12 protein-coding genes are annotated in these 13070 nt (G+C 45.5%); 6 read left to right on the top strand and 6 right to left on the bottom strand.

The window, feature by feature from the left end; translation table 11 throughout:
* Positions 1–113 precede the first annotated feature (113 nt).
* Complete coding sequence (queF, locus tag R7Q48_RS11755) at positions 114–959, bottom strand: NADPH-dependent 7-cyano-7-deazaguanine reductase QueF (RefSeq protein ID WP_256903236.1); 846 nt, start codon at positions 957–959, stop codon at positions 114–116.
* Positions 960–1067: 108 nt separating this feature from the next.
* Between queF and syd the strand changes: the two genes are divergently transcribed.
* A complete protein-coding gene (gene syd, locus R7Q48_RS11750) occupies positions 1068–1613 on the top strand; it encodes a SecY-interacting protein (protein ID WP_256903237.1) in 546 nt (181 codons plus the stop codon).
* A gap of 2 nt (positions 1614–1615) precedes the next feature.
* Positions 1616–2392, top strand: a complete 777-nt coding sequence (locus R7Q48_RS11745) for a Zn-ribbon-containing protein (RefSeq protein ID WP_005383605.1) — start codon at positions 1616–1618, stop codon at positions 2390–2392.
* Between the two features lie 126 nt (positions 2393–2518).
* Here R7Q48_RS11745 and R7Q48_RS11740 read toward each other — a convergent pair whose 3' ends face one another.
* From R7Q48_RS11740 to metN, 3 genes are read right to left on the bottom strand one after another with little or no spacing between them, the layout of a single operon-like run.
* Entirely contained in the window at positions 2519–3328 is an 810-nt protein-coding gene (locus tag R7Q48_RS11740; RefSeq protein ID WP_005381966.1) for a MetQ/NlpA family lipoprotein, read from the bottom strand.
* 32 nt (positions 3329–3360) lie between these two features.
* Positions 3361–4038 (bottom strand): methionine ABC transporter permease, encoded by a 678-nt coding sequence (locus tag R7Q48_RS11735; protein WP_005383604.1) that lies wholly within the window; start codon positions 4036–4038, stop codon positions 3361–3363.
* Positions 4028–5062: a methionine ABC transporter ATP-binding protein MetN gene (metN, locus tag R7Q48_RS11730; RefSeq protein WP_256903238.1), complete on the bottom strand. Its 1035-nt coding sequence runs from the start codon at positions 5060–5062 to the stop codon at positions 4028–4030. The genes R7Q48_RS11735 and metN overlap by 11 nt, the downstream gene beginning before the upstream one ends.
* A 341-nt stretch (positions 5063–5403) precedes the next feature.
* Between metN and gmhB the strand changes: the two genes are divergently transcribed.
* The 4 genes from gmhB (at position 5404) to treC (ending at position 10351) form a co-directional block, all read left to right on the top strand.
* Complete coding sequence (gene gmhB, locus R7Q48_RS11725; protein WP_005381961.1) at positions 5404–5955, top strand: D-glycero-beta-D-manno-heptose 1,7-bisphosphate 7-phosphatase; 552 nt, start codon at positions 5404–5406, stop codon at positions 5953–5955.
* A gap of 74 nt (positions 5956–6029) precedes the next feature.
* Positions 6030–6977: a trehalose operon repressor TreR gene (gene treR, locus R7Q48_RS11720; protein WP_005381960.1), complete on the top strand. Its 948-nt coding sequence runs from the start codon at positions 6030–6032 to the stop codon at positions 6975–6977.
* Positions 6978–7153: 176 nt separating this feature from the next.
* Entirely contained in the window at positions 7154–8578 is a 1425-nt protein-coding gene (gene treB / locus R7Q48_RS11715) for a PTS trehalose transporter subunit IIBC (RefSeq protein WP_005381959.1), read from the top strand.
* An 87-nt stretch (positions 8579–8665) separates the two neighbouring features.
* Complete coding sequence (gene treC, locus R7Q48_RS11710) at positions 8666–10351, top strand: alpha,alpha-phosphotrehalase (RefSeq protein ID WP_033905856.1); 1686 nt, start codon at positions 8666–8668, stop codon at positions 10349–10351.
* Positions 10352–10450: 99 nt separating this feature from the next.
* Here the strand turns inward: treC and R7Q48_RS11705 are convergent, their stop codons facing one another.
* Together R7Q48_RS11705 and R7Q48_RS11700 are read right to left on the bottom strand one after the other, a co-directional pair.
* Positions 10451–11350, bottom strand: a complete 900-nt coding sequence (locus tag R7Q48_RS11705; RefSeq protein WP_017635673.1) for a hypothetical protein — start codon at positions 11348–11350, stop codon at positions 10451–10453.
* Between the two features lie 131 nt (positions 11351–11481).
* Complete coding sequence (locus tag R7Q48_RS11700) at positions 11482–13002, bottom strand: transcriptional regulator (protein WP_256903239.1); 1521 nt, start codon at positions 13000–13002, stop codon at positions 11482–11484.
* Positions 13003–13070 lie beyond the last annotated feature (68 nt).

Genomic DNA, 13070 nt, shown 5'->3' with positions numbered 1-13070 from the left:
TCAATTAGCCGTTTAAATGCGGGTTGAAGCCATTTGATATAGTAACATGCTTGGACAATAAAAACGTCCGGCAACCCTTTAGATTGCCGAACTTATTTCTGTTGCCTATGCGCTTACTGACGAGCCATACGGTGATTGTGAGCTGGCTTATCTTGTTCCGTTGAGCGGTAAGGGTTGATATCCAAGCCTCCACGGCGCGTATAGCGGGCAAATACGGTCAGTTTGCTTGGTTGGCAGTATTTCATTAGATCCGTAAAAATACGCTCTACACACTGTTCGTGGAACTCATTGTGCTCGCGGAAAGACACTAAGTAACGTAACAGCTTCTCACGAGCTATTTTTGCGCCTTGGTAGCGAATTTCTACACTGCCCCAGTCGGGTTGGTTAGTGATCAAACAGTTTGATTTCAATAGGTGGCTATGTAGCACCTCTTCAACTTGTACTTCACCTGCTGCACCTTCAAGCAAATCGGCATCAAAATCGTAACTGGTGATGTTAATGTCTTGGTCATCAATACATTCACCGTCCATTGTTACGATAGGTTGATTGGTATGGTGGGTCACTGGATTCACCTCAACCAGCACCTTTTCACCTGCGCATTCAGACAGGTCTTGTGTTAAACGCTCAGTCACTTCTTCCCAGCTTGCAAAGCGGGTTTGGTTATAGCTGTTTAAGTACAGTTTGAAAGACTTCGATTCAATCAAGTTTGCGCTGGTGGCTGGAATGTATACTTCGCCAACGGCCACTTGTGGTAAACCTTTACTATTTAACCAAGACAGTTCGTACAGCGTCCAAATGTCGTGCCCCATGAAAGGCAGAGTATCGCCTAACTGGAGGTCATCTCGGTTCAGGCTGCGAGGGACTGGTTGCAGCAAGCTTGGGTCATACTGGTTCGCATACTCGGTCGTTTTACCTAGTGTTAAGCCAGCAAGCTCTTTAGCGTCAGAATATTTGCTCATACTTTGTGGTCGTTTTCGATTAGAATGGCGAGAATTTTACTGAATCCGCTGGTCAATTGCCATCCGGCAAGCACGGCTATCTGATAAATAAGGAATGAGGAGACCTTCATGACCCCAAACGTTACTCAGGCGCTACAAGAGTTCAGCCTGCGCTACCAACAAGCTTGGCAAGCTAAGCACAATGAGTTGCCAAGCAGTGAAGAGCTTGCAGAGCTTGTTTCTCCTTGTGTCGAAGAGAAGCGTGATGGAAAGGTGCTTTGGAAAGCGGTCGCACGTGATGACATGGCCGATTTCACCAATGTGGAAAATGCGATTGAGTTGTCACTGCAAGATGATGTTAAAGCCTTTTATGGTTCTCAATACTGCGCCGATATGGAGGCAACTTGGCAAGGTAATTCGTTGACGCTGCTGCAAGTCTGGAGCGATGACGATTTCGTGCGTCTACAAGAAAATATTCTTGGTCATTTGGTGACGCAGCGCCGCTTGAAACTTAAACCAACAATATTTATCGCAGCGACAGATGAGGAAATGGATGTGATTTCTATTTGTAACCTCACTGGCAATGTGATTCTAGAGCGTTTGGGCACCTCTAAACGTGATGTATTGGCAGATTCATTGGTTGAGTTCTTGAATAAGTTAGAGGCTGCCGTCTAAGTATGTATGTTGTTGAGTTGCAGTTTGAGTGTTTTGATAACACCACCGTCAGCGCGGTAGACAAAGCCATTAATGGCTTGATGGATGCTCTGCGTTACAACGGCCAAGTATTAGGTCGTGAATTTCCGATAGTGATGGGAGAAGGTGAATTTTTCGTTCGTGTTGTTTGCCCAGAACAAGACAGCTTGCATCCACGTTATCACTCAGATTTCGTCAAAGTTTGCATGAACCGTTTGTCGGATGCGTCTTTGCTTGCTCCGAAAATGCGTATGCTGGGGCGTGATTTGAATTCAGAACAAGCAGCCGAAGAAGAGACACCTAGCTGGCAAGTGTTGTACACGACTTATGTTCATACGTGTTCGCCTTTGCGAAGTGGTGAAACCCTGTTGCCAATTCCTTTGTATCGTAATGAGCCAACACTTAATGGAGACCATAAAGCCGTCATTAAGTGGCAGACTGAGTGGCAAGCGTGTGATGAAATCCAAATGGCAGGGGGTTGCCGAGCGGAACATGCGGCGCTCCACGAAATTTGCGATGTGGATAGTGTGCTGTTTCGCCGAGGTTGGGACTTACGTGGCCGTATCGAATACATCACGAAGATCCCTACGTACTATTACCAGTATCGTGTCGGCGGTCAGTCGCTGGAGAGCGAGAAAGCGCGCAAGTGTCCAAAATGCGATGGCGAGTGGCTACTCGATGAGCCACTACATGACATATTTCATTTTAAGTGTGATGACTGCCGAATCGTGTCGAATATCTCTTGGGACCATCTTAAGTAGCGAATTGAAGCTACTTAAATGGGTAGATAGACAAATAGAAAGGGCTGATGTTTTTACATCAGCCCTTTTAGGTTTAGAACGTTTATGTTTAGAACGTTGTTTTCAGTCATGTTTTGAAAAGTGGGATTACCAACCTTTCACAACACCGCCTTTGAACAGCTCTTTTGCCGCTTCGTAAACTTCTTCCGTTTGGTAAGCTTTTACGAAGTTTTGTACGTTTTGCGCATTAACATTTTCTTCGCGAGCGACAATTAGGTTTACGTATGGTGAGTCTTTATCTTCAACGAACACGCCGTCACGCTCTGGCGATAGGTCGATAGAGCTTGCGTAAGTGGTGTTGATGATAGATAGCGTTACGTCATCCAGTGAACGTGGAAGCTGTGGGGCTTCTAGTTCAATGATTTCGATATTTTTAGGGTTGCCTACGATGTCACGTACTGTAGCGAGTAGACCAACGCCATCACGTAGCGTAATCAAACCTTGTTGCTCAAGAAGCAGTAGTGAGCGACCTAGGTTCGTTGGGTCGTTTGGTACTGCGATGCGTGCGCCATCTTGAATTTCATCAATTGATTTTACTTGCTTTGAGTAACCAGCAATAGGGTAAACGAATGAGTTACCCGCGATAGCCAGTTTGTAGCCGCGGTCTTTCACTTGTTGGTCTAGGTATGGTTTGTGCTGGAACGCATTCGCGTCTACTGAACCATCATCCAGAGCGGCGTTTGGTGTTACGTAATCGGTAAATGTTACTAGCTCAACATCTAGGTTGTATTTCTCTTTTGCTACTTTAGCGGCAACTTCGGCTACTTGTGCTTCAGCACCAGCAATAACGCCAACTTTTACTTTGTTTACGTCTACTTCTTTGTCGCCGCAACCCGCTAGAGCAAGAGCAGAGGCGGCCGTTGCTACAGTCAAAAGACCTTTAAGGCTAAATTTCATCTTTATCTCCTTATAATTTGTATTTTTGATGCTTATCTGTGGTCTACACGGCGCACCACTGCGTCGCCGATAGACTGAATAATCTGTACTAGAACAATCAACATCACGACAGTCACGGCCATGATAGTTACATCGTAGCGGTGGAAACCGTAACGGATGGCTACGTCACCTAGGCCGCCGCCGCCTACCGTACCCGCCATAGCTGAGTAGCTAACGAGAGTGACCAAGGTAATCGTTACTGAGTTAACAATAGTCGGCATTGCTTCAGGTAGTAGAACTTTTGTGATGATCTGTGTTGGAGTCGCCCCCATTGACTGCGCTGCTTCCACCAAGCCTGTCGGTACTTCTAATAAAGCACCTTCAATAAGACGAGCGACAAAAGGAATGGCGCCAATAGTCAGTGGGACGATTGCTGCGGTTGTACCGATAAAGGTTCCAACCAGCATTTTTGTCACTGGAATAATCGCAACCATCAGTACGAGGAATGGCACAGAACGACCAATGTTAACGATAGCGCCTAAGCCGCTATTTAGTTTGGTGTTTTCAAGTAGGCCGCCTTTCTTAGTAATATGGAGGATTACGCCTAATGGAATACCCACAGCAAAGCCGACTAATCCGGCAACCGCAACCATGTAAAGCGTTTCCCACGTTGCACCTAAAAGTAGTTTGCTGTTTAAACTCAGCCATTCAGAAATCGTATTAAAGGACATAACCAAGTACCTCTACTTTTACGTTGTGCTTACGCAGGTATTCAAGAGCTGCGTTGTCATCTTCTTCGTTACCAAATAGCTCTGCGACCATCATGCCGAATTTCACGCCACCAGCGTAATCAAGGTCGGAACTCAAAATACTCACATCAATATTGTATTTACGAGAAATTTGCGACATTAACGGTGCATCGACGGTTGCGCCAGTAAACTCTAAGCGAACCAACGGGTAGCTGCCATCAACACGCTCTGCTTGCAGACGTGCTTGGTAATCTTCAGGAATGGAAAGATCCAGCGTTGAGCGAATGAATTGGTGCGCTAGCTCTGTCTTAGGGTGCGCAAAAATATCGCCAACGGTGCCTTTTTCCACCAGCTCACCACCACCGATGATTGCTACTTCGTGACAGATGCTTTTTACGACTTCCATTTCGTGAGTGATAAGTAAAATCGTGATGTTGAGTTTGCGGTTGATCTCTTTCAATAACTCAAGGATAGATTGAGTTGTTGCTGGATCTAGTGCGCTAGTGGCCTCATCACAAAGCAGCACGCTAGGATCGGATGCCAATGCACGAGCAATTGCCACACGCTGTTTTTGTCCGCCACTTAAGTTAGATGGGTAGCTCTCGTGTTTGTCGGCTAAGCCTACAAGCTTTAGCAACTCAGTTACTTTTGTTGTGATTTGCGATTTGTCTTTATCTGCCAGTTCTAGGGGTAATGCCACATTATCAAACACAGTACGAGACGAAAGCAGGTTAAAGTGCTGGAAGATCATGCCAATGTTACGGCGTGTTTCGACTAGTTGTTTTTTACTGAGTTTGGTTAGATCCACACCATCAACGATGATGGAACCAGAGGTCGGTGCTTCTAGCATGTTGACACAGCGGATCAGCGTACTTTTACCAGCACCTGATGAACCGATAACACCAAAGATGGTGCCTTTGTCGATGTGTAGGTTAATGTCTTTCAGGGCAAGGATTTCCTTACTGCCTTGGTAGAACACTTTATTGACGTTTTTTATTTCTATCATGTTTCAACCTGCCCAAAGATACGGGGAACTTCGCTGTCAAAAACGGCCTTTGACAGAACTTAATGTTGAGCTTTATCTCAATTTTCAGTTGATGCTATGGGTTAAGCAGAATGAAGTCAATAGATATTTTTACGTCTAGACGTCTAAATGTATGGATGTTCTGTTTTGAAACGAAGATGTATAGATAACAAGCAGGAGGTAGACGGCAGGGCACCCTCAGATTTACCGATTCTTGCCCAACAAATCAACCGTTTTGTCGAGGCCAAGAATGAATTAGATAGTGTTGAAGTTTATAAGGTATGTAATAATCTGATTAAACCGAGTTAATAGAGAAATACGTTTTGGCAAAACCTGCTGTTTTTATCGATCGTGATGGCGTGATAAACGTTGACCACGGCTACGTTCATGACGAACATGATTTTGAGTACATTGATGGTGTATTTGAAGCGACGAAAGCGCTAAAAGATAAAGGCTACCTTCTAGTGTTAGTGACGAATCAATCGGGCATCGCACGCGGTAAATTCAGTGAAGACCGTTTCTTGTCTCTGACTCAATGGATGGATTGGAACTTTGCTGATAATGGTGTTGAGTTCGATGGTATCTATTACTGTCCACATCATCCAGAACATGGCATTGGCGAGTACAAGCAAGATTGTGAGTGCCGTAAGCCAAAACCAGGCATGTTCATTTCTGCGCGTGACTTCTTGAAGATCGACATGGAGAAATCTGTGATGATCGGCGATAAAGCTGAAGACATGATGGCAGCAGAAGCGGCAGGCGTTGGCACTAAGATTTTGGTTCGCACTGGTAAGCCAGTAACGGAACAGGGCGAAGCCATTGCAACGGTAGTATTAGATAGCATTGCAGATGTGCCTGCGTACTTAAACAAGTAATCTTCATTACTGACTGAGATAAGGGAAGCCACTGCTTCCCTTTTGTTTGATTCCTTCTTTTAGTCTGAACACTTATGAGCAAAAAACTCACCATTCTTGATATCGCAAAATTGGCAGGCGTGGGCAAATCAACAGTAAGCCGTGTGCTTACTAATGATCCAAAAGTGAAACCCCAAACGCGAGAGAAGGTTGAGCAAATCATTCGTGAATCTGGTTATGTGCCGTCCAAATCTGCGCAATCAATGCGTGGCGGCAGCCAAAAAGTCATTGGGGTTATCATCTCCCGTTTAGACTCACCATCAGAAAATCGCGCCGTTGGTACAATGCTCAATGCTTTGTATTCCGCTGGTTATGATGCGGTGATCATGGAGAGCCAATTCGATCGCGATAAAACCAATGAGCATTTGGATGTGCTTAAACGTCGCAACGTCGATGGGGTGATCGTGTTTGGTTTTACTGGATGTGATGAGCGAGCATTGGCGGAGTGGGGTAATCGTATCGTCGTGATCGCGATGGACACGCAAATGGTTTCTTCGATCAACTACGATAACCAAGGTGTGATAGACATGGCTTTGTCTCACCTTGAGCAGCAATCTTTATCTCGCATTGCTTATATTGGTGTTGATCCTGAAGACAAAACCACTGGCTTAGCTCGTCTAAATGCTTATAAAGCTTGGTGTCAACGCAAGCAAATTGCACCTTGTTTCCAAACGGGTAAGTTGAGCCATGAAAGTGCTTATCAGTTGGTAGACAAAGTCCTTCAATCTGATACTCAGGCCATCGTGTGCGCCAGTGACACTATCGCGTTGGGCGTGATTAAGCGTCTTCAAGAGTTAGGACGTGAAGACGTGGTTGTGACAGGTGTTGGTGGTAATGAATTGCTCTCTTTCCTTTTCCCTAAAGTATTTAGTGTCGACCCAGGTTATACCCTTGCAGGTGAGAAGTCCGCTAACATGCTGATCAATCAATTAAATGGCGATGAGGAAGTGGTTCACTTTACTCAACAGCCTATCGTTTGTTAATCCACACTAAAACGATCTGCTCTAAAATTATACTGTGATCATTCTCAATTAATGGGACTGTTCCCATTTTGTTTTTTGTCTTCGAATGGCAATATTAAAATTAAGAAATGGGAATGTTCCCATTTATAAAAACAAAATGATGAATCGAATGTATCCAATACAGGGTGGACAAAGTTATGAGTAAGATTGCGCGTAAAGACGTGGAGCGTCTTATTGAGCTGGTCGGGGGGCCGGACAATATTGCCAGTGTAAGTCACTGTTTAACTCGCTTGCGTTTTGTTCTAAATGATACGGACAAAGCAGATACGAAACAGTTAGAAGCATTACCGATGGTGAAGGGCTGTTTTACCAACGCAGGCCAGTTCCAAGTGGTTATCGGTACTGAAGTGGATGAAGTTTACAAGGTACTGATCGGACTGACGGGTAAAAGTGAAGCCAGCAAAGACGAAGCGAAGAACGCTGCTCGTCAAAACATGAATATCGTTGAGCGTGGTATTTCCCACCTTGCAGAAATCTTTGTACCACTGCTACCTGCGATCATTACCGGTGGTCTGATCCTTGGCTTCCGTAACGTGATTGGCGACATCAAAATGTTTGATGGTCAAACGCTAACGGAAATCAGCCAGTTTTGGGCAACGGTACACTCTTTCTTATGGCTGATTGGTGAGGCGATCTTCTTCTTCCTACCGGTTGGCGTGTGTTGGTCGACAGTGAAAAAGCTCGGCGGTACTCCGATTCTGGGTATCACGCTTGGTGTAACATTGGTTTCGCCACAGTTGATGAACGCCTACCTGATTGGTAAGCAAGTACCCGAAGTGTGGGACTTTGGCTTATTTGCCATCGAGAAAGTGGGCTATCAGGCGCAAGTGATTCCAGCAATGCTTGCTGGTATGGCTCTGGCGTTTATTGAAACCAACTTAAAACGCATCATTCCGTCTTACCTTTACCTAGTGGTCGTGCCGTTTGTCTCAATCATTGTGTCTGTGATTCTTGCGCACTCTATCATTGGTCCATTCGGTCGTATGTTGGGTGACGGCGTGGCATTCGCAGCAAAAGCAGCCATGACGGGTGACTTCGCAATGATTGGCTCAACCATCTTCGGCTTCCTATACGCGCCATTGGTCATTACTGGTATTCACCACACCACCAACGCGGTTGACCTTCAATTAATGCAAGAGCTAGGCGGCACGCCAATTTGGCCTCTGATTGCGCTTTCAAATATTGCTCAAGCGTCTGCGGTCGTCGGCATCATTATCATCAGTAAAAAACACGGCGAGCGTGATATCTCAGTGCCTGCGGCTATCTCTGCTTACCTTGGCGTGACTGAACCGGCGATGTACGGCATCAACTTGAAATACAAGTTCCCAATGTTGAGCGCGATGATCGGTAGTGCGTGTGCTGCTGCTATTTGTGGTAGTGCGGGCGTAATGGCGAACGGTATCGGTGTGGGCGGTTTGCCGGGCATCTTGTCTATCCAACCGCAGTTCTGGGGCATTTTTGCTTTGGCTATGTTAGTCGCAATGCTGGTACCTGCTGCATTAACGTTAATTCTTTATAAGCGTGCACAAGCCAAAGGTGAGCTTGAGCCTGCAAACGCGTAATTCTATTTGAGGCAGTGACTTGGCTGCCTCCTCCTATTTTTCTTTTCAAATTTTAAGTTTCCGATTACTGGTAAGTGAGTGTTAGAAATGGCTATGACCAAGCATGATGAGAGCTGGTGGAAAACCGCAACCATCTATCAAATTTACCCAAAAAGCTTTTGTGACAGTGGCAGTAAAGGCACGGGCGACATCAAAGGGATCATTTCTAAGCTGGATTATCTTAAGCATCTTGGTGTGGATGCGATTTGGCTGACGCCGGTTTACCAATCGCCAATGATCGACAACGGTTATGACATCTCCGATTACTACTCGATCAATCCACAGTTCGGCACTATGGAAGATTTCGATACTTTGCTAGCAGAAGCGCATCAGTTGGGCATTCGTATCATCATGGACATTGTAGTGAACCACACGTCGACAGAACACAAGTGGTTCCAATCCGCACTGGGTGATAAAAACAGCCCATACCGTGATTACTACATCTGGAAAGATCCGGTAGATGGTGCTGAACCAAACAACTGGCAATCAAAGTTTGGTGGCAACGCTTGGGCGCTGGATGAAAAAACAGGCCAGTACTATTTGCACCTTTTTGCTAAAGAGCAAGCGGACTTAAACTGGGAAAACCCAGTAGTGCGTGAAGAAGTGAAAGAAGTCATCAGCTTCTGGGCAGAAAAAGGAGTGGATGGTTTCCGTCTCGACGTTATCAACCTGATTTCCAAGCAGCAAGATTTTCCAAGTGACGATATTGGTGATGGTCGTCGTTTCTACACGGATGGTCCACGTGTGCACGAATACCTTCAAGAGATTAGCGAATCTGTGTTTCAAAAATACGGCAGCGTGACGGTGGGTGAAATGTCTTCCACCACGCTAGAGCACTGCCAGCAATATTCTTCGCTGGACGGCAAAGAGCTATCCATGGTGTTCAACTTTCATCATCTGAAAGTCGATTATCCAAATGGTGAAAAATGGACCAAAGCGCCGTTTGATTTCATTCAGTTAAAACAGATCTTCAATCATTGGCAAACGGGCTTAAATGGCAAAGGGTGGGGGGCGCTGTTCTGGTGTAACCACGACCAGCCACGCGTTGTGAGCCGATTAGGTAACGACGAGCAATACCGTGTTGAATCTGCCAAGATGCTTGCGGCATCAGTGCACATGATGCAAGGCACACCTTATGTTTACCAGGGGGAAGAGATCGGCATGACCAACCCGGGTTATACCGAAATCAGCCAATATCGTGATGTTGAAAGTACTAACATGTACGACATCATGGTCAACCGTGATGGTGTATCTCATGACGATATGATGGCGATCTTGGCGCAGAAGTCGCGTGATAATTCACGTACACCAATGCAATGGAACAGTGCAAAACACGCGGGCTTTACTGAGGGCACGCCGTGGCTTGAAGTGGCGCAGAATTACTCTGAAATCAATGCTGAAGCTGCGGTTGCCGATTTGAACTCGGTGTTCTACTTTTACAAGCGTCTGATTGAACTGCGTAAACAGGTTCCAGTCATCACCGATGGCCGTTATGAAGATTTACTGCCAGAGCACAAACGTATTTTCGCTTACGCTCGTCAGAACGATAAGCAAACGCTGCTGTGTATCAATAACTACTACGCTGAAGAGGTGGAATGCGTTCTGCCAGAACGTTTTGATATGAGTAAGGCGAAAAACTTGCTATCTAACTATCAAAACTCAGCGAGCGCAGTCGCGTCAAACCATCAAGTGTTACGACCTTACGAAACTCGTATTTTATTGATAGAAGAATAAACTCGGGTGTCATCACCCCTAAGATTGATGTTCGAGATGAAGGCTTTGGTGTGCTCCCCAAAGCCTTCTTTTATTGAGATATCTCTAAAAAATGCGAGCTTATTTTGTTTCAATCGCTGTTAGCTGCACTTTCTCTTCGTTGATTTGTACTTGTTGTACTTTCAGCAGTTCAATTTGTTCAATCAGACCTAAGCTCGGATTAAACCAACGTTCTGCCGAAGTGGCGAACTCCATTGAGTCCATATCATCACAGTTTAGGTTGTAGATGTTCTCTTCCATCAGGTATGCCGCTTCAATTTTCTTGCCTGAGATCGAGAACGCTTTACGCACACCAGTCTCTCGGATTTGCTGTTGCCAAACCACTTGGCAAGATGCTGTCATAGGAAGGTTTTGTACCCACTCATGATCTTCAAAACGGTCTAGAAGGTTGTGAACTGCGTAGCCTGTAAGAGTGGTTTGCAGAGACATAGTTTCTTCACCGATGTCAATATTCGGGCTTTTCTCTTTTACGTCGTCACCGTTTAGGCGGAAAATCGGACTGCTGTGCATAAGCATGGCAATAAACTGATGACCAATGAAATAAGCGTCAGTGATTTCATGGAGTGCACCATCTGATCCTACAAAGTAAAGCGTATTGCTCTCTTCGTCGTCGTTGTACTGCTCGTCTGAATAGTAGAACTGTTCGGCGCCGTAGTTCACCAAGTCATTAACCAACTGGACCATTGCCTCGCTGTTTGGGATTTGTGCCAATGCTGCCAATATTTGCTCGCGATCCATCGCTTGGAAGCTCAGTTTCATGTCGCCTTCTGGTTGGCCATCCAAGCTAAATGCGTAGTTTAGCTGTGTGCTTGGCGTGGGAGCGAAGATTGAGTTGTGAATCGAGACGTCGAAACTTTCTTGAGGCACTTTGTTTGGATTCGCACTGCCAGAAGACGAACCTCCGCCACAGCCGTAAAGAGCCAGAGTTGCTGCTGCGATAAGCGTCATTTTGTTTAGCATGGTTTACATTCCTGATTGATAAGGCCGCTTCATGTTGGGCCGTTGCTTGAATGCGAGCATGCTAAGTTCAGTGAGAGAAAAAGGGCAAAAAACAAAAGATAACAGGGGTTAATGAAAGCTTAATTTTATATTTAGGTCTTTGTTTTATTTGGGGTTATTTCGTTGGCTACGTTAGTGCAATACTCGTTAATGAGCGCTTTCCATCGGCTTATGATTTCTTGATCGGTCACACTAACATGCAACGTTTTCCACGGTTGGAGGCAAGTCTCTTTTGATTCAGATTGAGAAAGACGCTCAAACAAGGTTTCGGAAGGTAAAACGCGCAGCAGCGCCACCAGTGATTCCATGTAGTTGAGACGGAACTGTTCAAGTTTGTTCTGCTTATAAGCAATGTGAGACACAAAGGTATAAATCAGTGCGTTTTGGATACGTGAGTCGCCATCTGGTGTCGTTAACAGAGCTTTTGCCCTGTCTAAGTTACCTAATTTGAAATGCAATAGACCTAACCAGAGGCTCAGCTCATCTGGCAAAACATCAAACGACGATTGTACTTGAGTTAAATACGCTTCCAGCTTTTGATGTTCGTGCTCGTATAAGGCGAGATGTCTTGCCGTTGTTATAGCCGCAAACTCATCAGATTGTCTGAGAGGTTGGCTAGAAAAGGCATTCTCGAATAACATTTTTTTGTGAATATTCGAAAGCTGCCACGAACTTGCCGAAGGTGCAGGCAGATTGAAGTATTGCGCGACATCCGAATGCATTTGGAAAATATCCGATTGTAAGTCAGATAAACGCAGTGTGTACTCATTGCGAAACGCCAACTTGCCCGTCGCAGGATAAATAAGGTTCATCTGCGCTTTCAAGATGCCCTGTTTTGTGCCGTCTTTTAACTCGATATTGAGCTCGTAGTCGCTGGTCTGCATGTTTCGTGCGCCAGGGAAATATGGCGTATGACCGATAGGATCAAGAAAGTAACTGGGAGCATCTTGGTTGGCGATGTCGGTGTATGGATATTCGACCTGTTGTTGCAGCAAGATGGCTTTGACCAGTATGCGGTATTTTCGCGCCTGAGAGCCGATTGAATCGACACGGTTGAGTAGTAGCTCGACTTTGGGAATCAGTAGTTGATGACGCGTTTGTTGTGTTGAGATTTCTTGGCGTTGCCATAACAAGCTTGCGAGCGTCATGCTACATACCGCAAGTATGGCACATAAGCTGTAAGCGAAAATCAGCTTGAAGTTCTTATTACTCGCCACCTGGGTTGAGATAACGCGCCGATGGTTTTTCGCTGGTGGCACTAAACGAATATTGGCAGGGTTAAGAAAGTAGCCTTTGCGGGGGTAAGTGACTAAAAGCTTAGCGGCATCGTATTCGGGTAAGTACTGCTGTAGCAGTGCACGTAAGGTGCTAATGCGGTTCGTGAGCACATTCTTAGAGATGAACTTGCTCTGCCAAATGGTTTCAATAATGGTGTCAGCAGAGAGTGGGTGGCCAACGCTTGTTAACAGCAGTTCTAATAATTCAACGGTGCGAGGTTCAAGATCAATCGCGATAGCATCTTGATGAAGGCTCTGTGTCTTCGGGTTATAGATCAGCTCTCCAATCGCAATACAACTGTGAGTCTGTTTAGCTTGTTGCAGAAAGTCGCGCATACCGTACCGATCTATTTGGAAATCGCGAAGTATTATATAGCGATTGGAGCGCGAAATCTTATAAATCG

Source organism: Vibrio sp. 378 (assembly GCF_033339435.1).
The sequence above is the reverse complement of the archived record's forward strand: the minus strand, read 5'-3'. Positions and strand labels throughout refer to the sequence as shown.

Excerpts from the sequence above, each read along its gene's own strand:
- R7Q48_RS11740 (WP_005381966.1), bottom strand. The coding sequence starts at position 3,328 with ATGAAATTTAGCCTTAAAGGTCTTTTGACTGTAGCAACGGCCGCCTCT.
- syd (WP_256903237.1), top strand. The coding sequence starts at position 1,068 with ATGACCCCAAACGTTACTCAGGCGCTACAAGAGTTCAGCCTGCGCTAC.
- R7Q48_RS11705 (WP_017635673.1), bottom strand. The coding sequence starts at position 11,350 with ATGCTAAACAAAATGACGCTTATCGCAGCAGCAACTCTGGCTCTTTAC.
- R7Q48_RS11700 (WP_256903239.1), bottom strand. The coding sequence starts at position 13,002 with ATGCGCGACTTTCTGCAACAAGCTAAACAGACTCACAGTTGTATTGCG.
- treC (WP_033905856.1), top strand. The coding sequence starts at position 8,666 with ATGGCTATGACCAAGCATGATGAGAGCTGGTGGAAAACCGCAACCATC.
- R7Q48_RS11735 (WP_005383604.1), bottom strand. The coding sequence starts at position 4,038 with ATGTCCTTTAATACGATTTCTGAATGGCTGAGTTTAAACAGCAAACTA.
- metN (WP_256903238.1), bottom strand. The coding sequence starts at position 5,062 with ATGATAGAAATAAAAAACGTCAATAAAGTGTTCTACCAAGGCAGTAAG.
- R7Q48_RS11745 (WP_005383605.1), top strand. The coding sequence starts at position 1,616 with ATGTATGTTGTTGAGTTGCAGTTTGAGTGTTTTGATAACACCACCGTC.
- queF (WP_256903236.1), bottom strand. The coding sequence starts at position 959 with ATGAGCAAATATTCTGACGCTAAAGAGCTTGCTGGCTTAACACTAGGT.
- treR (WP_005381960.1), top strand. The coding sequence starts at position 6,030 with ATGAGCAAAAAACTCACCATTCTTGATATCGCAAAATTGGCAGGCGTG.
- treB (WP_005381959.1), top strand. The coding sequence starts at position 7,154 with ATGAGTAAGATTGCGCGTAAAGACGTGGAGCGTCTTATTGAGCTGGTC.